The 20,618-nt window shown below is 68.3% G+C and carries 19 protein-coding genes; 12 read left to right on the forward strand and 7 right to left on the reverse strand.

Annotated features, from left to right (window positions below):
* The first annotated feature begins 64 nt into the window (after positions 1 to 64).
* On the forward strand, positions 65 to 373 hold the full coding sequence (locus tag NQZ70_RS53585) for a DUF6968 family protein (RefSeq protein ID WP_129579086.1): 309 nt from the start codon (positions 65 to 67) through the stop codon (positions 371 to 373).
* A 143-nt stretch (positions 374 to 516) separates the two neighbouring features.
* Positions 517 to 804, forward strand: coding sequence for a hypothetical protein (locus NQZ70_RS41080; RefSeq protein WP_129579087.1), 288 nt, complete (start codon positions 517 to 519; stop codon positions 802 to 804).
* A gap of 7 nt (positions 805 to 811) precedes the next feature.
* Here NQZ70_RS41080 and NQZ70_RS41085 read toward each other — a convergent pair whose 3' ends face one another.
* A complete protein-coding gene (locus tag NQZ70_RS41085; RefSeq protein WP_129579088.1) occupies positions 812 to 1,654 on the reverse strand; it encodes a hypothetical protein in 843 nt (280 codons plus the stop codon).
* Positions 1,655 to 2,365: 711 nt separating this feature from the next.
* On the opposite strand from NQZ70_RS41085, the gene NQZ70_RS41090 reads away from it, so the two are divergent.
* From NQZ70_RS41090 to NQZ70_RS41110, 5 genes are all read left to right on the forward strand, one after another.
* Positions 2,366 to 3,298 carry a hypothetical protein gene (locus NQZ70_RS41090; RefSeq protein ID WP_237244516.1) on the forward strand — a complete coding sequence of 311 codons (933 nt, stop codon included), beginning with the start codon at positions 2,366 to 2,368 and terminating at the stop codon, positions 3,296 to 3,298.
* Positions 3,292 to 4,869 (forward strand): protein kinase domain-containing protein, encoded by a 1,578-nt coding sequence (locus NQZ70_RS41095; protein ID WP_129579090.1) that lies wholly within the window; start codon positions 3,292 to 3,294, stop codon positions 4,867 to 4,869. The genes NQZ70_RS41090 and NQZ70_RS41095 overlap by 7 nt, the downstream gene beginning before the upstream one ends.
* Before the next feature lie 254 nt (positions 4,870 to 5,123).
* Positions 5,124 to 5,780, forward strand: coding sequence for a hypothetical protein (locus NQZ70_RS41100; RefSeq protein WP_129579091.1), 657 nt, complete (start codon positions 5,124 to 5,126; stop codon positions 5,778 to 5,780).
* A gap of 24 nt (positions 5,781 to 5,804) precedes the next feature.
* Positions 5,805 to 6,680, forward strand: coding sequence for a hypothetical protein (locus tag NQZ70_RS41105; RefSeq protein ID WP_207217613.1), 876 nt, complete (start codon positions 5,805 to 5,807; stop codon positions 6,678 to 6,680).
* 278 nt (positions 6,681 to 6,958) lie between these two features.
* A complete protein-coding gene (locus NQZ70_RS41110) occupies positions 6,959 to 7,972 on the forward strand; it encodes a lipopolysaccharide assembly protein LapB (protein ID WP_129579093.1) in 1,014 nt (337 codons plus the stop codon).
* Between the two features lie 758 nt (positions 7,973 to 8,730).
* On the opposite strand, the gene tnpC is transcribed toward NQZ70_RS41110, so the two are convergent.
* The 4 genes from tnpC to NQZ70_RS41130 all read right to left on the reverse strand — a co-directional run bounded on the left by tnpC (position 8,731) and on the right by NQZ70_RS41130 (position 12,128).
* Positions 8,731 to 10,773, reverse strand: a complete 2,043-nt coding sequence (gene tnpC / locus NQZ70_RS41115; RefSeq protein ID WP_165374419.1) for an IS66 family transposase — start codon at positions 10,771 to 10,773, stop codon at positions 8,731 to 8,733.
* A 256-nt stretch (positions 10,774 to 11,029) separates the two neighbouring features.
* Positions 11,030 to 11,374, reverse strand: coding sequence for an IS66 family insertion sequence element accessory protein TnpB (tnpB, locus tag NQZ70_RS41120; protein ID WP_165373740.1), 345 nt, complete (start codon positions 11,372 to 11,374; stop codon positions 11,030 to 11,032).
* The gene (locus tag NQZ70_RS41125) at positions 11,371 to 11,784 is read right to left on the reverse strand and encodes a helix-turn-helix domain-containing protein (RefSeq protein WP_129572567.1); all 414 of its coding nucleotides are present in this window, start codon (positions 11,782 to 11,784) and stop codon (positions 11,371 to 11,373) included. The genes tnpB and NQZ70_RS41125 overlap by 4 nt, the downstream gene beginning before the upstream one ends.
* 152 nt (positions 11,785 to 11,936) lie before the next feature.
* Positions 11,937 to 12,128 carry a DUF6968 family protein gene (locus tag NQZ70_RS41130; protein ID WP_129579095.1) on the reverse strand — a complete coding sequence of 64 codons (192 nt, stop codon included), beginning with the start codon at positions 12,126 to 12,128 and terminating at the stop codon, positions 11,937 to 11,939.
* Between the two features lie 1,669 nt (positions 12,129 to 13,797).
* Here NQZ70_RS41130 and NQZ70_RS41135 point away from each other — a divergent pair.
* From NQZ70_RS41135 to NQZ70_RS41155, 5 genes are all read left to right on the forward strand, one after another.
* Complete coding sequence (locus NQZ70_RS41135; RefSeq protein WP_237244517.1) at positions 13,798 to 13,962, forward strand: hypothetical protein; 165 nt, start codon at positions 13,798 to 13,800, stop codon at positions 13,960 to 13,962.
* A 140-nt stretch (positions 13,963 to 14,102) separates the two neighbouring features.
* Positions 14,103 to 14,447, forward strand: coding sequence for a hypothetical protein (locus tag NQZ70_RS41140; RefSeq protein WP_237244518.1), 345 nt, complete (start codon positions 14,103 to 14,105; stop codon positions 14,445 to 14,447).
* A 222-nt stretch (positions 14,448 to 14,669) separates the two neighbouring features.
* Entirely contained in the window at positions 14,670 to 15,659 is a 990-nt protein-coding gene (locus tag NQZ70_RS41145) for an L-threonylcarbamoyladenylate synthase (RefSeq protein ID WP_129579097.1), read from the forward strand.
* Between the two features lie 297 nt (positions 15,660 to 15,956).
* A complete protein-coding gene (locus NQZ70_RS41150) occupies positions 15,957 to 17,150 on the forward strand; it encodes a DUF882 domain-containing protein (protein WP_129579098.1) in 1,194 nt (397 codons plus the stop codon).
* A gap of 256 nt (positions 17,151 to 17,406) precedes the next feature.
* Positions 17,407 to 19,464, forward strand: coding sequence for a PrkA family serine protein kinase (locus NQZ70_RS41155; RefSeq protein WP_129579099.1), 2,058 nt, complete (start codon positions 17,407 to 17,409; stop codon positions 19,462 to 19,464).
* 49 nt (positions 19,465 to 19,513) lie between these two features.
* On the opposite strand, the gene NQZ70_RS41160 is transcribed toward NQZ70_RS41155, so the two are convergent.
* Together NQZ70_RS41160 and NQZ70_RS41165 are read right to left on the reverse strand one after the other, a co-directional pair.
* Complete coding sequence (locus tag NQZ70_RS41160) at positions 19,514 to 19,777, reverse strand: hypothetical protein (RefSeq protein ID WP_061607276.1); 264 nt, start codon at positions 19,775 to 19,777, stop codon at positions 19,514 to 19,516.
* 33 nt (positions 19,778 to 19,810) lie between these two features.
* Positions 19,811 to 20,566, reverse strand: a complete 756-nt coding sequence (locus NQZ70_RS41165) for a PP2C family serine/threonine-protein phosphatase (RefSeq protein WP_129579100.1) — start codon at positions 20,564 to 20,566, stop codon at positions 19,811 to 19,813.
* Between the last annotated feature and the right edge of the window lie 52 nt (positions 20,567 to 20,618).

Consider the following 20,618-nt stretch of genomic DNA (forward strand, 5'->3'; position numbering starts at 1 on the left):
GTGCCTGAGCTCCTGCTGAGCTCGGCTACTTGACACCGCCAACGAGTGCGCTAGCTGGGGCGTCATGCCGGACCCGATCGCAGAACGCACCCTCACGCTAACACTACCGAACGGGAGCCAAGAAAACATCCAGGTACGAGTCTGGGCGCCCGAGCACAGGCCAGCCGCCCTGTGCTGGGAAGCTGACGTAGAGGTCACTGGGGCGGGGGACACCCATAAGTCCCATGGGGCCGGCTTCGATGCATTTCAGGCGCTCTATGGCGCGCTCTACTTGATCCCAACGATGCTATCCAAGTATGAAGCATTTGGCCGGCTCTCGCGGTTCGAAATGGATTGTGTCGGGTTCCCCGAGATCGACATTTCGAAGTCGTGAGCCCGGGGGCGACCTGGAAACGGAAGGCACGCCGCTGCAACGCGCGCCAGCCTCTGGAGTACAGCTGTGGGCGCTACCCCGGCCTACCCATGTGCCTCGTCGACCCCCGTGTCCTCTCCGACGGCTTTCGGCACTGCGTCGCCATGACGGCCGACGGTGCGATTGTGGGGCCGGACGACGTCCTGGCTCACTCCTGTCCGTCGGAGTTCCCGGAGAAGCTCGGCATGTACAGGCGCGTCTCCGGCTGCGGCTGGTGCGAATGCGAGTTCGATGGGGAGCCGTGCTCGATGGAGTTCTCGTACTACAGCGACCGGGCGTGCAGCGATCTCGTGCTGACCCAGACGCTCACGACCAAGAGCGTGTGCACCGAGCTGGCGGAGCCTGTGGACATCCGCGGCATCAAGCTCCGCATGCTCGCCCCGCGCGTGTAGGGGCGGCTCAGCTCACGAGCTCGCCGCCCCCGGCGCCCGCTTCCTCTTCTTCTTCACCCGCCGCCGTCTCCCCCGGCTCCTCCAGGCTCGCCCCCTCGCCCGCGGCCGCCCCGCCATACCGCTTGCCTGCCCGCTCCGATGCCTTCAGCACGGGCCCGCGGATCGTCTCGATCGCTTCGGCCGGCGCATCGGAGAGCTCCAGGTTGGCGAGCACCGCGGACACGGCTCGGAACCACTGGCTGCGTGCGGCGGCGATCGTCGCCTTGGTCACCGGCGCCGTCTTCTCCTTCGCGGCGAGCTCGTCCCGGCGGTGCTCGATCGCCTCGAGCTCCTTGCCCGCCTTGATCCACCGCTGCGTCGTGTGGAGCAGCGTCGTCTTCCCGGGCGCCGGGATCCCCTTCAGGAACTCGCCGATCGACGGCTCCTCGTCGAGGAGCCGGGCGATCCGCGCGGTGTTGCCCGCCTCTGCGGTCGGCGACGCCTTGATGATGTTGAGCCCGCCCGGAAACAGCTTCGCCAGCACCTGGTCGCAGGTCGCGGCGCGCTCTCTCTCCGGAGGGTCCGCTCCGAGGCAATGCTCGCGGTGCGCGTCGATGCCCCAGCACACGGCCCTGGCGAGGTGATCATGGCGCACGTCGACTCGCCCGAGCTCGTCGTTCAAAGCGCTCATCTGGGCCGACGGCCCCGCCTTGCTCGGCCGCACCGCGAGCACGGCCTCGTGGGCCGAGACCACCTTGGGGTGCAGGCCGGTGATCTCGGGGATCGAGAGGAACAGCCGCTTCCGTTGCGCGTTCTCGACCCACGGGGACACGAGCGCCACCATCTCTTCGATCATCAGGTGCTTCAACATCGCAGTCGACCTCCTTGACCGGGGTACAGCGTGTCCGGCAAGGAGACGGCGAGGCGGACGAGCCCGTCAAGCGACCCGCCGGTTTCCGACGGCTCGAGACCAATCCGGCCGGCCCAAAAGGAGATGCCACGGAGGTCTCGACCAATCCCGGCGCTCGTTACGAGGCCGAGGCGAGGTCGCCAACCATCGCGGGGGGATCTTTTCAGGTCTGAATGAAGGTCCCAACCAAAGAAATTGAATTTTTTCATACAAACGAAGCGGTCCCGACCAGTCCACCGGCTCCCGAGGAGCCTCCCGGTTGGTCGAGACCCCGCCGCGGGCATCCGAGCGACCGGCTGTGAACCGCGCGGGGCGGGAGCCTCCCTGCGTGCGGTGCGCCCTGCGCCCAGCGCGATCGCGCTTGCCTTCGAGTCCTTTGCACAGCAACGCCCCCTCGCGCGAGCACGACAGCGACGGGTGACGGCTCCTGCCGCGGAGCTTTTCGCGACTGAAGGTGAGAAATTTCCGCGCGCCATCGCAATGCACAGCGCGACCCTCATGCGAAACGCGCGGCGCTTCTGCGCGCTCGACTGTGTCGTCGCGGTGGTAGAAAGGCGACGCCGCGCCGGATGGGCCAGCGTGGCGTCGTGGTCCCCCTCGTTTGCGCCGAGGTGAACCGTGCGTGCTCCTCTTCTACGGGACCCTCTTCGGCAAGCGGCGGCGCTGGCCGTCTTGCTTGCCTCCACGTTCCCCCTCCAGGCCGCGGCCGCGGACCCTTCTGCGCGGGACCGTGAGGTCCAGGAGCTCATCGACGAGGCGGAGAAGGCCGCCAAGCGGCTCGATCTCGCTCGCGCCCGCGAGCTCTGGGCGCGGGTCAACGCGCTCAAGCCCATGACCATGGCCGTCTGCCAGCTCGGCTTGTTCGATCTCGGCCTCGACCGCCTCGAGGAGGCCGCGGCCGAGCTCGAGACGTGCGTCGATCAGATGCCCGCGCCGACCAGCGACATCGAGCGCCGCCGCTACGAGGTGAGGCACGCCGCCCTGGCGGCGGTTCGTCAGCGGGTGGCCGAGCTCCACATCAGCCCCCCGCCGGGCACGGCGCGGCTGCTCGTGGACGGCCGCGAGGTGAGCGCGGGCGGCCCGGTCTTCGTCACGCCTGGACAGCACGAGATCACGGCGATGGGCGAGCAGGGGCAGGTGGCCCATGCGCTCGTGAAGGTGGCGGCGCGCGATTCGCGGCGCGTCTCGCTCGCCTTCGAGACCCCGAAGGCGGCCGCCTCGAGAGCCCCTGTACCGGCTCCGGTCGCGCCGGCGCGCTCCAGGTCGAACCCCTGGATCATCGGCTCTGGCGCGGCCGCCTCGGCGGCCCTGCTCGGCGCGGGTTTCGGGCTTCACGTCGCCGGCGACGCCGCGGAGAGCGAAGCGGCCTCCAAGGTGGCTCGCATGACCGACGGCTCGATGCGCCCGAGCAGCGCGCAGTTCCGCCGCTTTCACGACGACGCCCACGCGGCCAACAGTCGAGCGAGCCTGTTCCGTGGCTTCGGCTCGGCTGCGCTCGTCGCCGGCGCAGCGCTCGGCGCCGCGACGATCGTCTACGTCGTCTGGCCGCGGAAGGCCGAGATCCGCCCGCGAGGCGCCGGCGCGGAGGTCAAGCTCGTATGGTAGCCGTCGGCGAGCTCTGGGAAGGCCACGAGCTGCTCAACGAGGAGCGCGGCCTTGTCCGTCACTTCCTCGCGCGGCAGGTCGGCGACACGGGAGCTCTCGTCTGGTTGCACCTCCGCGAAGGCGCGCGCCTCGACGAGGACATGTTCGCCGAGGAGCTCGCGCGCCTGCAGCGCCTCGCAGGCGAGGTACCGGAGGTCGTCCCCGTGCTCTACGGCGGGGTGAGCGGCTCCGTCGCGTGGGCAGCGTCGCCCGTGCTCGGCGACGCGGTCCCGCTCCTCGACGCTGCGCGCGGGAGCGAGCTCGGGCCGGATGCTCTCCAGGTGCTGATCGACGTCGGGCGCTGCCTCGCGCGCGCTCATGAGCTCTCCGTCATCCACGGCGCCCTCAGTCCGGACCGGGTCTTCGTCGTAGGCGATGGCCGAACCGCGATCACACACTTCGGCTTTGTCCGTCTCTTTCAGCTCGGCGCGGAACAAGCGCGTCACGACCCGTACGGGTACGCACCGCCGGAGCTCCTCTCCGGGGGTCGGCTGGGACCCCGCGCGGACGTCTACGGCTTCGGCACGCTCATGTACGAGCTCTTGTGCAAGCGCGCCCTCTCGCCGTGGACCATGCCCCCGAGCTTTCCCAGCGGTCTCCCTCCGCTGCTTCAGGCCGTGATCCAGACGGCCCTCGAGGAAAACCCCAAGCGGCGGCAGCCGAGCATCGGCAAGGTGCTCTCTGTCCTGGCTCCCTTCGCGCGCGCGTGGGAAGAGCTCGGCGGACCGCCGGAGCTTCCCCACGCGGCCATCTTCGCGGAGCCGTCCGGCGCTCGGTGCGAGCCGGCCGAGGGAGCGCCGATCTCCGTGGAGGAGGACGAGGCGAAGCCGTTCGCCTCGGGTGAGGCGGGGGGACGAGCCAGCGAATTCCCCACGCCGCGCCCTTCCGAAGCGCCCGATACGGTCAAGAGCGTGATGCCGCCGCGGGGCGACGTCACCAGCGCGCCGCCGCTCGCCGCGCCACGACCTCCCGACACGCCCGACACGCTCAAGAGCGCCGTACCGCCGCGGGACGCGCGGGACCACGCCACCAACGCGCCTCCAGTCGCACCGCCGTTGCCCTCGGCGCCCGACCTACCGGACCTCGCTCCGATCTTGCTCGATCCGAGCCCGCCCGTAGCGCCGGCGCCCTCGACCCCTCCGTGTTCTCCGGTGCTGCCGGTAGCGCCGACGCCCTCGGCCCCTCCGCGTTCAAGCGGCACCCCTGAGCGACGCTCCCCCGCGCGCCGGCTCGGTGCCGTGCTCGCGCTCGCCTTCTTGCTCGGGAGCTCGGGAGCGCTCCTCCTCCGGTGGGAGCAGCCCCCCCGCAGCGTCGCAGCGCCGCACCTGGCGCGGCTCGTTCAGGGCGCAGCCGTCCGAGCCACCATCCCGCCTCCCCCGCGGCCGTCCGATGCACCGCAAGCGCCGCCGCCCGTCGCGCCTCGCTCCGTCACGAACCGAAAGGACGCGGTCACGCGGCAGGCCATGAACACGCCGTCGAAGGACGGCGATGTCTGTGACGGGTTCCTCGTTTGCGGGAAGCACCAATACTGAGCGAGGGGGAGGGGTTCACGATGCGATCAACATCTTACTTTGCCCTCGGTGCGGCTGCGCTGCTCGGTTGCGGTGAAGGCCTCGAAATTCCCGTACCCCGAACCGAGGATCACTCGGTGCTGCTTTGGTCTGGTTCGGACCCGAACCCTCCACCATGTCCCCGGGGCCGGCTGGACTACTGGGACGGATGGGCCGATGTGTCTGCGAGCCCTCAGGAAGAGTGCGGGACGTGCAGCTGTGGACCTGCCCGATGCGTGTTGCCGTCCGAGTTTGTGGCCCACGAGGCGGCTCTATGCGCAGACGAAGGGATCTCGGTCAAGTTCGACACCGCAACGTACCAACGAGGGGAGTGCATCAAGGCCGATCCGCTCGTCCCGGATGAGGAGCTCGCTTCAATCACACTCAACCCGCCAGCGGTGGCGCACCGGTGCGAGCCCTCGCAGCAGCTCACCCCGCCGCCACTTATCGGGATATTTGCGCGCGCTTGCCCGTGGGTCGAAGGCGACTTTGCCGACTTCGGCGGATTGACGTGCATCGCACCCGATCCCGATGGATCGTGCCCGCCGGGCTTCTCCGGTCGCTTCGAGTTTCAGGAGCGGATCAGCGATGCTCGCACATGCACTCCATGCACTTGCGGAGATCCTTCGGGTGGGAGATGTCTGGCGGATGTGCTGCTCTTCCGCGACACAGGCTGCTCCGATCTGATAACGTTGTCCAACGGAGTCGAGACACCTGCGTGCATCGATACACAACCGAACTGGTCGCTGGCAGCGGCACGCGTGATCCTCGCGCACGAAGAGCCGGGCGCTTGTTCGCCAACAGTGACCACGTCCCGCGTCGAAGGCACGATCGAGAGCGGCGAAACCCGCGTGTTCTGCTGCACCGAGCGTAGAGTCATCAACGATGATTGACCGAAGCAAAGGATGAGGCGCACGATGCGGACGGCTACATTTTACACATTGGCCACGTTGGCACTCATCGGCTGCTCTTCGCCGGTCACCGACGATGACCTGCCAGAGCCGGACCCGAGCAAGCTCATTCTGGTCTTCGGCGGACGGCAGGAAAACGCGCCACGATGCGATCCAGATGGGCAAATGCTGTGGGAAGGATGGACGGCGTGGTCCGAGGATCCGGGGCCGGACGAATGCGAGCCTTGTGAATGTACCCCGGCGGCCTGTGTGCTGCCGTCGGAGGTGTCCGCGAACAGGGTGGTTTGCCCCGGCGGCGACCCTGTCGTCACGCTCATCGGTGGCGACTCCTGGGACGGTGCGTGCAAGGCGGGGGCCTTCTCTGTAACGAGCAGCTCCTACGATTCCGTGACGTTCGAGCCGCCGACGCTCGCCGACTGTCAACCTGTCTCGCCTGTGCCCGCACCGTCGCGAAAGAACATGAGCTTCGTCCGTGCTTGTCTTCCAGGTTCAAGCATGATTATCCCCAGTTTCTTCCGCCAATGTTATCTCCCACAAGAGAACGGCGAATGCTGGCGAGGAAACCGGGCGCGTTTCGAATTCCCGGTCTACACGGACACTCGCACGTGTACCCCGTGCTCGTGCGGCGCGCCACGCGGAGGCAAGTGCACCGCACAAACCACGCTGTATAGCAATGAAGACTGCTCGCGCGAGGTTGGATCCATCGCTATTTCCAATGCGGATCGTCCGATTTGCACGGAGGCGATCGATGGAGAGATTGCAACAATGCGGTCCGCCTGGACACAGAACGAGCCTGGCACCTGCACCCCTTCGACGGATTCCAAGATCGTGAGCGGCAAGCTGGAGCGCGGTGAGACGCGCGTGTACTGCTGCGACCGCTAGAAGTGCGTCCTTCTTGGAGGCCAGCCCAGCCGCGGCCCGCCGTGGCGGGCGACGTGCCCGAGCTCGGTCGGGTGGACGGCGGCCGCGCCGAGCTTCGCCAACGTGTCTATCGACGTCCGCGCCGGCGCCGCCTGCCACCTGGAAGGGCGGCTGCGCCGCGTTCGCGCGGGCGGTCCTCATTACCATTACCGGCGACGTGCCCGAGCTCGGTCGGGTGGACGGCAACCGCGCCGATCTTGCCGGCATGCGCCTGCCAGACGCGCTATGCTCGCAGCACCATGAAACGCTCACCCGACTGGATCTCCCTATGCACCGACGCCGTCGACCTGGCAGCGCAAGACGCAGCAGACCTTGAGACCCGCCTACTGAAACATCCTGACGACATCGAAGCGCGCGTGAAGTTGATGGGCTTCTATTTCACGAACCTTAACGATGACGCACAGAACCGACGAGCAGACCACATTCACTGGCTGATCGCACATCATCCAGAGATCCACCTCGGCGCCTTCGCGCGCATGTACCCGGAACAACACCTGGATGCGTACAATGAAGGAAAGAAGATCTGGCTGAGCACGGTATCCGATAGGCCCAACGATCCCACCATACTCAGAAATGCCGGGGGATTTCTTTCGGCCGGAGACCCAGACATCGCCGAAGAGCTGTACGGACGAGGAGCCACGATCGAACCGGACAACCCAAGCTGGCGAGAGCTCCTAGGCGGTCTGCACTTCAGGTCCAGCATCGGATCCACATCGCGCGAAGAACGTATACGGCTAGCTCGACAGGCACTCGCGGAATACGAAGCGGCGCTCAGCCTCGAGCGCTGTACGCTCGGAGCGTTCGGAATCCTCATGGACATCGCGCAGGCGGCGGTCGTGTCCGAGGACTACCAGCGAGCGACCGAAGCCGCAGAGCGACTGCTTTCCGACGCCGAGGATCACGTCGACACATTTCAGTACGGCAATGCCATACATTGCGCACACATCGTCCTGGGAAAGGTCGCGCTTGCACGCAACGAGCGTGCCAGCGCGGCAGAACACCTGCGGGCCGCGAGCGACGTCCGCGGCTCGCCGCAGCTTGACAGCTTTGGACCTGATTTCGAGCTCGCATCCCAGTTGCTCTCCATCGGACAGCGAGACGCTGTCATCGACTACATCGACGGTTGCAAGAAGTTCTGGAAGAGGAGCGCATCCCTGCTGGAGACGTGGGCGCTCGCCATCGGCCGCGGGGAAACGCCAGATTTCTCAAAGCGCTGGACGAGTGAATCAAACTCGCCGTCGCAAAGTAGCTAGACGACGGAGACCGGGGAACCACAGGATCGACGCTGACGCGGTCGCCCCGGTCCTGGAGCGTCTCGCCGCCGGGGCGCTGAGCTCGCACGCCCAGCAGCAGGTGCTCGGCCAGGCTGACGCCGCGCGGCGGGCGCGCTCGTGGTGATCGTCGGCGCCGGCACGGCCGCGGCGGTCCTGGGGCTCTCGGCGTGCGCTGGATCTGATCACCACGTCGGCACCTCCCGCCTGGGCGCTTTGGAAGTAGCCGCTCCGCAGAGCGCGTTCTGAAGCGAGCTTGTGGAAGGCGGCCCCGTGCGTAGAGTCGCGGTGCGATGACGGAGCGACGGAGCGGGGACGCAGGCGTCGAAGTCCCGAGCCTGATGACGGCGGTGCTGAAGCTGTCCGCGCCGCATGTCGCGTGGCAAGGCCGCGAGGACGTCCCCGCCCGCGCGAAGGGGCGCCCGCGTCGCGCGGCCGGCCAGGAAGAGCGCGCGGGAGCAGCCGAGCCCGCAGGCGTGGGGCGCCGCAAGAGCGCCGCCCAGCCGTCCGCGGAGCAGGAGGGCGGACGGCGGCCGACCCGAGGCGCGGACAAGCAGCGCCAAAGCGAAGCGACCCGGAGGCGCCCCGCCACGACGAGCTCGACGGCGGCCGGGCGAAGCGACGACAGCACCGGCTCGACGAGCCGACGCACCTCGGCGCGGAAAGGACGCGCGCCGGCCTCGACCGCTCCGGACGCGACGAGCGCTGTGGGCGCGGCGGATGCGGGCGACGCGGCGCGATCAGCGGTCGCGGAAGGCGAGCCGCGAGCCGGTGATCCGAGCCAGGTCCAGGTACTTGAGCCGCCCTTCGGCGATGAGGCGTTGTCGCGTCGCGACCCAGTTCTTGGGACTCAGGTCGAGGATGCGACTGAGCGGATAGCTCGGAGCCACGGTCAGGATCTCCTGCAAGTAGAGCTCGGGGTCGAACCCGTGCATCTGGCAAGTCGCGATGAGCGACGTGATGGCACAAGACCGGACAGCGTGCTCGTCGCTGCCGTGGAAGAGCCAGTTGCGCCGTCCCTTGACGACGCGGCGCAGAGCCCTCTCGGAGGCATTGTTGTGGATGGGGATCTCCCCGTTGGAGAGGAACTCGCAGAGCGCCTCCCTCTGGTTGTGCAGATAGACCAGCCCTTCGCGCAACGGCGAATGCTCGGGGACGACCTGCCGCTGCGCCTCGACCCAGGCGAAGAGCTTCTCAATCAGCGGTGCGGACTTGCGCTGCCGGATCTCGAGGCGCTCGTCCGGGCTGCACAGGGCGCATTCCTGCTCGACGCGGAAGAGCGCCTGGAGGGTCTGGAGCGCGAACGCCGCCTCCTTGCCCGCCCCGGCCTTGAACGCCTTGAAGAAGCGCCTTCGTGCATGGCTCCAGCAGCCGGCCTCACGCGCCTTGCCCGGCCCGAACAGCACGTTGTGGTTGGCCGAGGCGTCGGCGACGAGCGTCCCCTGGTAGCCGCCGAAGAGCTTCGCGACGGTGGGCCCGTCGTACGTCGGTGTATAGCGGAACAGCACCCCATCGCCCGGCGCGACCAGGACGAAGACATGCCCATAGCGGTGCTTGTCCTTGGCCCGGATGGCGGTGCCCGTCGCATCCATGGCGAACCACGACCTCGAGAGCGCGTCGCTCCAGATAGCATCGGCGATGCGCATCGCGATGCCACCACAATCGTACTGCCAGCGGGTCATGTTGCCGCGGCCGATGCGGAAGCCGTGGCGATCCGACTCCACCTCTTGCCGGTAGTAGGGCGTGTGGTAGTCGAGCTTGTGGACGAACAGGTGGGCCAAGAGGCTCGGATCGGCAAGGCACCTGTCGATCGGGCGCTCCGGCAGCGACGCGATCTTCACCGGTCCGCTGTCCTCCGCAGCGTCCGACTCGGGCGTGTAGCGTACAAGGACGCCGTCGACGAAGGGGCTTTGCTTGAAGGACGTGTCCGCGGGGATCCCCAGGAGCTCGTGCTCCCGCACGACGAGCGGCTCGCCGCGCTCGTGATTCAAGGCCGGCCCGGCGGCTGGCGAAGGAGCCGGCGCCTCTTCAGCTGCGCTGCTCGCCGCCGGTGCCTCCGCCTCGGCCACGTACTTGAGGCGACGCGTGACGAGCTCGAGGAGGCCGCCACGCCGGTAGCCGATGCTCGAGCTGTCTTCGGCGCCCACACGCTCGAAGCGCTCGAGGCCTTTGAGCAGCACCTCCTGCGGCAGCGACTCGATGATCACCCTCGGAATGACACCGATGCGGCGGCGCCCGTGCTCGTGGCGCTTGACTGGCTTGCCACCTCCGGGATCGGAGCCGGAGGAGGATTCTGCCGTCCCCGCGTGCTCCGGTGGGCTCGCGGAGCCCGGCGGCGGGCCGCTGGCCTCGCCCGGGTCCGCTTCGGGCGCGGCGTCGACGCTCTCGGCCTGCGACGAAGTCGGAGCCGGACAGGCATCTGGCTCTCCGGCCAGCGAAAGCCGCAGCTGGTCAGGCGAGACCTGCTCGGAGACGTGGCGCCGGAATCCGATCTCCAGGGTCCGAATCGTCTCCTGCAGCTGTTGATTGTACGCCTTGAGCGACGCGACGGTGCGAGCGAGCTCTTGGGCCTGCTGCTCCGCCGTCGAGAGCTCGGCCAGCCTCGCCTCGAGCTCCTGCACCCGCCGGAGCAGCGCGTCGACCACCGACGCGGGGCCGGCGGGGCTCCCCTGTCCTTGTCCCCTGGCCTGGAGATAGCCGAGCACGAGCGCCGCGCCGTCAAGGCGCTCTGCCTCCGTCGACTGCGGCAGCGCGGTCTCACCGGGGCGTGTCGTCGAGGTCAAGGCGCGCCATGGATGCCCCCTGCGCTTGCTCTTGACAAGTACCTTATGCAGCGAAAATTCGCTGTTTTCGATGAGAATTTCTCGTCGAAGGCGGGAATGCAGGGCCGCCATGGTGCGCCATCGGCGGCGCGCTCTCGCGAGGTCTTCGGGCGCGATGCAGCGCGCGCCCTGCTCCATCTCCGCATCCGGCTGCGCCGGCCGCCATCGGGCCGCGCTGGCGCCGGCAGCGCGGTGAACGAGCGCCGGCGCAGACGCCTCAGTGGACCAGCCGGCGGCGGCTTGCCAGCTCTTCTACAGGCAGACCGGCGAGCAGCTGCGCGAAGTCCTGTGCTGACAGCTCGATACACCTGCCGTCGGCCTCGGTGAACGAAGGCAGAGCAAATGCACCCTTCGAGAGACGCTTATACAAGATCGTGTATCCATTGCGATCCCACCAAAGGGCTTTGAGCCGGTTACGCCTCCTGTTGAGGAACAAGAACAGCGCGCCGCTGGCCGGGTCCAGGCACAGCACTTGCCGGGTGATCGCGGCGAGCCGGTCGAACGCACCACGCAAGTCCACTGGACCGACCGCCAGATAGACGGCTATAGTCGCGGGGGTCACCGTCCCCTCCGCAACGCTTCGAGCGCTTCCACGAGCTCGCGCGCGCCTATCCCACATACCTGCATCCGCGTCCCGTCGGCAAACGCGACGTTGAGCCGCAAAGGCGGCGCCTCGCGGCGCTCCGGGCGCACCACGACGGGTAGGAACGGAATCTGCTGAGCCGCCTTGGGGGCTCTTGGCGACGCACCCTCGTCTGCGCGCTCACCGTCAGCCACCCATCGGTCGGCAGTCATCTTGTGGACACCGAGCTCCGTGGCGATCTCGGTCGGTGTTGCCCCCGAGCGGGAGCGCGCCTTGGCGTAGGCCTCGGCTCGCTCCCGCAGCTCGCTCGGGAATTTCCCACGGCTCTTCTGCTCTCGATACCTCGACAGCTCTGCACGCAGCTGTACCAGCTCCCTGCTTCCTGGCATCGCTCGCTCCTCTTCGCTCGGCGAGGGCACGGCCCTCATCTGGCGTCGCGTAGCGTGCAACCGAATCTGGCCAGGGGAAAGACGCGGTCAGCGGAGCGGCTACCTTTGGAAGGGACGCCTGGTCTACTTTCCCTGTGACTTTCAGCGCTCCTTCAGGGGATCGCAGAAGACGTCCCGAAGCCGAGGTCGTCCTCCCCGAGCCATTGCAACTTGGCGCCGGCTGGGGCGAGCATGGTCAGGAGGAGCGGCACCATCCGGCATCCCTCAAGGAGCGCCTGGAGCTCGTCGACACCGTGGAAATGGCGAGAGAACCGCTCATCGAATCCGTCGATCTCAACCAGCACACGGAAGTTCCCGCCTGGCACTGGATCGCACTCTGGAAGCCCCGTGCCCTGGCGTCGGGGCACACGGAGGCCACACGGCGTGACGAATCCGGCAGGCTGCCTGCAACCAGGGCCGGAGCCGCCGGTCGCTCCGCTGCGGACGTAGCGGGCCAGCGGGTAGTCGCTCCGCTGCGGACGTAGCGGGCCAGCGGGTAGACGAGATGCCGCCGAGCTCGCTGCTTAACGCCTCAACCTACCGAAGCGGCCGGTCGCGCCCCGGCTCCCATGCGCAAAGACCGCGTGACGTAACGTGGTCCAGATCACTTGTTGACGCCGCCTCTCTGCTGGGAGATCGGTGCGCTCATCCGGAAGGGGAGGAAGATATGGGGTACAGCTTGAAGCTGAAGGCGAGCGCGCTCGTGCTATGTGGCGGGCTCGCAATGGTGCTCGCGTCGGCATGCGACTTGACCTACAACTGCGACACGGTAGAGCCGGGGAGTGCGGGTGCTGGATACCCGACAGAATCCGTAGGGGCGGGAGACTACCCGAACAACGACGAAGAAGACGAGCCGGAAGACGACGATGTGGGCAGCGCACAGCTTGCGATGGCGGGGGGGTGCTCGCCCGTTCACCCATGTACCGAGATGTACGAGAAGTGCGAGGATAAACGGGGGCGCTGTACGCGTGAGATCGATTCCGGCAGGACTCTTTGCGATTATTGTCGTGACGATTGTCAGAACAAGCGACCCTATAAATACAGCGAGTGCTATCAGTGTGGGTTTTATTGATCATGACAAAGGCAGCCCTCCTCCGCGCGGCGACGCATGTAGCCTTCGATGCGGCTACAACAGAGAGTCTTCTGAACATCGGCGCCATCAACGTGGTGCGAGCCTCCGACTGCCTTATTGTCGGACCAAGCCGCCTGGATGCCCTCGAACATGCCCGGACACGTGAGACATGGCGTTCTTTGTTCGAGGAGAGCTCGTTCAGAGACGAGTCGGGCGAACCGTGGGATCGGCTCTATTCGCCGGATATCCGCTGGGGGCTGCCAGTTGTCTTGTGGGTATCGGTGAGCCTCCGCGAACGAGTGAACCTATGGAGGGCCTGTCGCTGGTTGCGGCACCTCGGGATCGCGAGCGGCGAGGTCTTGGTCGCCGAGTTCGAGTTTGTGTTTGGCACGATAAATAGGTCTTGCGAGCCACCGATCATGCCGCGGTTCAACTGCTCCGCGTCCGTGGCGCACCATCCTAATGAGGTTCTCCTGGATCGCCTCGACACGGCGTGCCCCTGGCCAGTGGAACGCTACGAACACGCTGTTCGCCTCTGGGAGTGTTACGTAGATGATAACCCATTGCTGTTCGTCGAAAGCTGCATCCGTGGCGTTGATGGATTTCCGGAGCTCGCTCCCTTGTGGGGGCTTCTATCATGCTTCTTTCCACGACAGGCCGCTGGAGGTACGCTACGTTTGAGCCGACTCGATGAGCTCATTTTGACCATCCTGTCGACAGAAGAGAACCTGACTGCCGTCTCTGTGTTTTGTCACAAATCGCAGTTTGGACTGGATTTGCGAGAGCTCCTCTCCTGCACAGGCGACTTGTTCCTGCGAGCGCGTCTAGACCAATGGGCAAAGCACGGCTCCGCCGCCGTGGAGCGCGCACCTGGCCCGAGGCCGCCCAACGCTGGCTCCCCTATGCGCTCGAAGGTGTACCGCCTCACGGAACGTGGGATGCAGCTCCGGGACAAGGGGCTCGATCGGCTCACGGATGCGCCAAGCCTGCCCATCGCTGGGACCGAGGCGTACTCGCCTTCGGCCCCCTGGGTGCTGCTCGAAGATGGACGGCTCTCTCGGCTGTGAGAGCTGGCTGCTGGCAGCGCGATCGGACGGGCAGTGCCGCAGATCGGCTCGCCGACGTCCTCGTTGACGCCCGCGCCACGTCCAAAAAAAATAGTACCCGCCCTCACGTCGCATTCCGCGTATCGGCCAGGTCTTCCGCCATGTCCATGCGCACCCTCAGCAAGATCGGCCTGCTGTTTATCGGTGCGCTCGCCCTTGATTCGGCACCGGCACAGGCACTCGAGTTCAGCGGCGGCGTGAGCGTGGGCGGGATCCAGGTCGGGACCGAGCCCCGGCTTGCGGTGAGTCCCTTCGCCGGGTGGCTCTGGCGCAGCGAGGGGGACTTCCGGCTCGAAGCCCACAACATGCTCAGCATCATTCCAGGGGCAGGTGTAGGGGTCTACGACAGAACGGCGGCCACAGCCGATCATCCTGCACGAGGGTCGATCCGTGCAGGCGGTACACGGGCTCAGAGATCACTCGGCGCGGGTGCTCTCAACCGATGAGTCGACGAACCTTCGTCGCCCACGAGTACCGGCGCCGCGACGATTCCTCTTGACGATGACGATGGCACCGTGCTTCGCGACGTCCGCGGCTGCAGCGCCGGCGGGGGCCGCGCCGAGCTCGACCCCATGCGCCTCGTCGCCCGCGCGGCCCGCGAGCTCGGCCAGGTGCCCCGTCGGTTTTCGTTTGCCTCCCGCCCGCCCGGGCAACATGGAGCGCGGCGCATGCGAACCGAGCGGCTCGCCGCGGACGCGGCATCCATCGCACGGGCGGCCGAGATCCTCCGCCGCGGAGGGCTCGTCGCCTTCCCCACGGAGACCGTGTACGGGCTCGGCGCGCGCGCCGACGTCGCGGCCGCGGCGCGCGGCATCTTCGAGGCGAAGGGGAGGCCGCCCGGCAACCCGCTGATCGTCCACGTGCCGGATGTCGCGTCCGCCCGCGCGCTCGCGGACCGCTGGCCCGACGACGCGGAGCGCCTCGCGCAGGCGATGTGGCCGGGGCCCCTCACCCTCATCGTCGCGCGGCGGCCCGACCGCGTCGCCGACGAGGTGGCCGCCGGCGGGCCGACCGTCGCGATCCGCGTGCCCGTGCACCCGGTCGCGCGCGCCCTGCTCGACGCGGTCGGGCTGCCGATCGCCGCGCCGAGCGCCAACCGGTCCACCGCGATCTCGCCGACCACCGCCGACCACGTCGAGAAGAGCCTCGGCGGGCGCATCGACGCCATCGTCGACGGCGGGCCGACCGCGGTCGGCATCGAGTCGACCATCGTCGACGTCACGACCTCGCCGGCGCGGCTGCTCCGGCCGGGGCACGTGGCCGCGGAGGAGATCGCCGCGCTCGTGCCGATCCAGACGACCGCCGGGCTGATCACCGCCACGACCGAGCGCGCCCCGGCGCCGGGGACCCACGCGCGCCACTACGCGCCCCGCGCGCAGGTGGCGCTCGTCCCCGCGGAGGCGGTCCGAGACGAGGTGGAGGGCGCCGTGAGGGGCGGCGCGCGCGCCGGGGCCATCGAGCGCGGGAGGCGCACCGCGACGGGGCCGCACGCGGAGGTGCTCCCCGGGGATCCGGCCGGCTACGCGGCGGGGCTGTACGCGGCGCTGCACCGGCTCGAGGACGCGGGGTGCGATGTGATCGTGATCGCCGCCGTCCCCGAGGATCCGGCGTGGGACGCCGTGCGGGACCGGCTGACGCGCGCCTCCGCGGCGCCCTGAGCCGACCGGGGTTGCGGCAGCGGCACCCGACCGGGGTTGCGGCACCCGACCGGGGTTGCGCCGCCCGACCGGGGTTGCGCCGCCCGACCGGGGTTGCGCCGCCCGACCGTGGTTGCGCCCGCCCGCTCGGCGGCGACCGACCGGGGTTGCGCCCCCCCCGCGCCCCCCGCCCGCTCGGCCCCGTCGCCGGCCGCGGGTGGGTTTTCACCCCCCGCCATGCCTGTTTGTGGCAAATCAGAGCCGCCCGCCCGCCGGGTGAGCTACCTTCCCTCGCGCGCCTCGCCCTCCATCGATCCCATGCCGGCAACGTCCCGCGCCGCCGCCCACCGCCTCGCCGCCGCCGTCGGCCTCGCCGCCCTGCTCGTCGCCGCCCCGCCGGACGCCGGCGCCAGCCTGCTCGACGAGCCGCCCAAGCGCGCGACCTTCAACCTGAACGAGACCGTCGCGCCGGAGCTGCCCCTCCTCCGCGCCTTCCGCAACGCCGCCGTCGAGCGCCCCGGCCCGCTCCGGCTCTACATGAGCAGCGCCTACGGGAAATGGCAGCACCAGCCGTGGTGGCAGCTCGCCTGGGGCGGCGCGCACCCGGACGCCGAAGCCGACCTCGGCGAGCGCGGCCTCGCCGCCGCCGCCCCCGGCACCCCCGCATTCGCCAGCGCTTACTCCCCCTTCCCCTCCCCGCTCGATCTACCAGGATCCCTCCACCTCGATCCGGCCGCGCCCGCGTGGCTCCGCCACCTCGATCCGATCCTCGGCCCGCCCCTCCTCGCGACCACGGGGCCGAGCCTCTCGTCGAACGGCTTCGACCTGCTCTGGGATCCGCCGAAGAAGCAACCGCCCGACTGGCGCTGCCGCAGAAGCCCGGTCCAGTTCACCCGGTACGGCGCCCAGCACGACGCCTTCGAGCTGGTGCGCTGCGACGGCTCCGTCGCGCCCGGCGCGCTCGATCGCCTGTCGATCATGGCGCGACCCCCCGAGGCGCCGGACCCGGGCGAGCAGCTGCCCGACGAGCCCAACGAAGGCACCTGGCAGCGGGCCCTCGAGTGGGTGCCCCAGGTCCGCCTCGTCCACCCGCGCCTGCTCTGGCTCCTCCAGCAGATCGCCGACGCCTTCCCGCGCCGCGCGATCCACATCTTCAGCGGCTACCGGCCGCGCCCGGCCGGCGAACCGCCGGCGAAGGGGAAGGCCTCCGGCACCCACCACAGCCAGCACGCCGAGGGGCGCGCGATGGACATCCTCGTCATGGGCGTCCCGAACACGGCGCTGTTCCAGTTCTGCCGCACCCTCGACGACGTGGGCTGCGGCTTCTACCCGAACAGCAAGTTCGTCCACGTCGACGTGCGCCGCCCCGGCACCGGCCGCCTCTTCTGGATCGACGCCTCCAGGCCCGGCGAGCCGTCGGAGTACGTCGATTCCTGGCCCGGCGTCGTGGAAGGCGGAGGCCTCTCCTGGGGCGCGCAGGACGCGCGCTCCCCCGCGCCGTCCGCTCGCTGACGTCGCCTGCCCGCGGGCGCCCTCGCACCTCCTCCGGGCTGCACCGCCGCGCTCGGGCCGCCCCGCAGATCATTCCCGTTCGGGATGGAGAGAGCTCCGGGGCGCAGCCGCCTTGCGTCCCCGCGATCGGTGTTAAGCTTGGCTTCCCCCCGGGCGCGCGGCGCACGACGGAGGCGGAGCTCGGTACGCCGGGCTCCGCTCCCGCACCTCCGGCGGCCAAGGCCGCCCCGCGGTCGCCTGGAGAAAAAGGTGCGAAATGGGCGAGTTGCGGACAGGGATGGTTGACAAGATCGCGGCGATGCAGGACTTCGCGCTCTACCGCGATCTCGCGTGGGAGGGCACGTTCGAAGAGTACCTCCAGATCGTGCGCCAGAACCCGCAGGTGACGCGCAACGCGTTCCAGCGGGCGTACGACATGATCATCCGCTACGGCATCGAGGAGTACACGGACAACAAGAAGAAGCTCATCCGGTACAACTTCTTCAAGGATGAGATGAACGGCGGCGCCGACGCCGTGTACGGGCTCGACATCCCGCTGATGAGGCTCGTCCACGTCCTGCGGGCCGCCTCCGAGGGGTACGGCCCGGAGAAGCGCGTCATCCTGCTCCACGGGCCGGTCGGCTCGTCGAAGTCGACGATCGCGCGGCTCCTCAAGAAGGGGATCGAGCACTACTCGACGACCCCCGACGGCGCGCTCTACACGTTCGACTGGGTGAACCTCGACGACGTCGGCATGGCCGGGACCGAGAGCGCCCGCTTCAAGTGCCCGATGCACGAGGAGCCGCTGCGCCTCGTGCCGCCGTCCTGGCGCGACCGCGCGTTCCGCGAGCTCGGCCTCTCGAGCCCGCAGTTCCACGTCCGCACCGAGGGCGACCTCGACCCGGCGTGCCGCTTCATCTTCAACCGCCTGATGGACAAGTACGGCGGCGACTGGTCGAAGGTCATGCAGCACGTGCGCGTGCGCCGCCTCGTGCTCAGCGAGAAGGACCGCGTCGGCATCGGCACCTTCCAGCCGAAGGACGAGAAGAACCAGGACTCGACCGAGCTCACCGGCGACATCAACTACCGCAAGATCGCCGAGTACGGCTCGGACTCCGACCCGCGCGCCTTCAACTTCGACGGCGAGTTCAACATCGCGAACCGCGGCATCGTCGAGTTCATCGAGGTGCTGAAGCTCGACGTCGCCTTCCTCTACGACCTGCTCGGCGCGTCGCAGGAGCACAAGATCAAGCCGAAGAAGTTCGCCCAGACCGACGTCGACGAGGTCATCATCGGCCACACGAACGAGGCCGAGTACAAGAAGCTCCTGAACAACGAGTTCATGGAGGCGCTCCGCGACCGCACCATCAAGATCGATATCCCCTACATCACCAAGGTGTCGGAGGAGATCCGGATCTACGAGAAGGACTTCAACAAGGAGAAGATCCGCGGCAAGCACATCGCCCCTCACACGCTCGAGGTCGCCGCGATGTGGGCCGCGCTCACCCGGCTCGAGGACCCGAAGAAGCACAACCTGTCGCTCGTCCAGAAGATGAAGCTCTACGACGGCAAGGTCCTGCCCGGCTACACGCAGGACACCGTGAAGGAGCTCCGCAAGGAGGCGTCGCGCGAGGGCATGGAAGGGATCAGCCCCCGCTACGTGCAGGACAAGATCTCGAACGCGCTCGTGAACGACCTCGGCGAGGGGACGATCAACCCCTTCATGGTCATGAGCGAGCTCGAGAAGGGCCTGCGCCACCACTCGCTCATCACGAACGACGAGCAGCGCAAGCGCTTCACCGAGTGCATCGGGATGGTGAAGCGCGAGTACGAGGAGATCGTCAAGAACGAGGTGCAGCGGGCGATCAGCGCCGACGAGGACGCGATCCAGAAGCTCGCCGCGAACTACATCGACTCGATCAAGGCCTACACCCTGAAGGAGAAGGTGAAGGACCGCTTCACCCGCGAGGACGTCGAGCCGGACGAGCGGCTGATGCGCTCGATCGAGGAGAAGATCGACATCCCCGAGAACCGGAAGGACGACTTCCGCCGCGAGATCATGAACTACATCGGCGCGCTCGCGGTCGACGGCAAGAAGTTCGAGTGGCACACGAACGACCGGCTCCGCCGCGCCCTCGAGCTCAAGCTGTTCGAGGACCAGAAGGACGCGATCAAGCTCCAGACCCTGGTGTCGAGCGTCATCGACAAGGAGACGCAGGAGAAGATCGACATCATCAAGACCCGGATGATCAAGTACTTCGGGTACAACGAGGTCTCGGCGCGCGACGTCCTCGACTACGTGGCCAGCATCTACGCGCGCGGCGACACGAAGTAGCCGCCCCGGGCGCGGCGCCTCGCGCGCCGCGCCCCCTCGCGTCCCCGGATCACCCCTCGCGCCTGAGCCTGGCGATCTCGCGCTCCAGCGAGGCCACCGTTCGCTTGAGGTCGCGGACCTCCTCGGCGGTCGCCAGGCCCATCGCCTTGGCGAACGTCTCCTTCTGCTCCGCCGTGAACGAGGAGACCCGACCGGGCACGCTCATCGCCGTCATGAACAGCCGCATGAACCGCTCGTCCTGCATCAGCTTCGCCACGTTCGGGTTCGCGGCGAGCTTCATCCCCTCGGAGACCAGTTTGTCCTTGAGCGCCATGCGCGCAGCCTAGCCGACTTTCGAGCGGGCGCGTCAGCCCACCTCGACCAGGACCGCGGTGATGTTGTCCCGCCCCCCGCGCCGGTTCGCGAGCTCGATGAAGAGGTCGACCGCCGCGTCGCCGCCCTTCGAGGCGATGCTCGCGATCTCCTCCTCGGCGTGGAGATAGCCGTGCAGCCCGTCGGAGCAGAGCAGGTATCGATCGCCCGCCTCGACGGCCACGATCGAGGTGTCGACCTCGACGTAGTCCCGGTTGCCCACCGCGCGCGTGATCACGTTGCGGTGCGGTGAGCTCTTGGCCTCGTCCGGGGAGATGAGCCCGTTCTTGATCTGCCACGCGATCAGCGTGTGGTCCTCGGTCATCTGCACCGCGGTCCCGTTGCGGACCTGGTAGATGCGGCTGTCGCCCACCTGGCCGGTCACGAGCGCGCCGCCCACGATGAGCGCCGCGCTGATCGTCGTGCCCATGCCGCTCTTGTCGCGGTCGAGCTCGGCGATGGCGAAGACCATGTACGTCGCCGCCTGGATCGCGCCCTCGAGGATCCGCAGCACGGCGCGCGCCTTGGGCTGCGTGAGCGGCTCGTCGGGATCGCCGATGGCGGGCAGCCCGCGCTTGACCATGCCGTAGATCGTCTCGACCGCCTCGGCGCTCGCGACCTCGCCCGCCGCGTGCCCGCCCATCCCGTCCGCGACGATGTAGAGGCGGAGCTCGTCGTCCCGGAAGAACGCGTCCTCATTAGCGCGCCGGTGGCGCCCGACGTCGGTGCGGCCAAATGACTGGATCCTCATCGAGCTTGCCCGGTCCTTCGATCGCCGCCCGTGGGGAAAGCCCCGAGGCGCC

Source organism: Sorangium sp. So ce836 (assembly GCF_028553905.1).
GTDB classification, from domain to species: Bacteria; Myxococcota_A; Polyangia; order Polyangiales; family Polyangiaceae; genus Sorangium; species Sorangium cellulosum_D.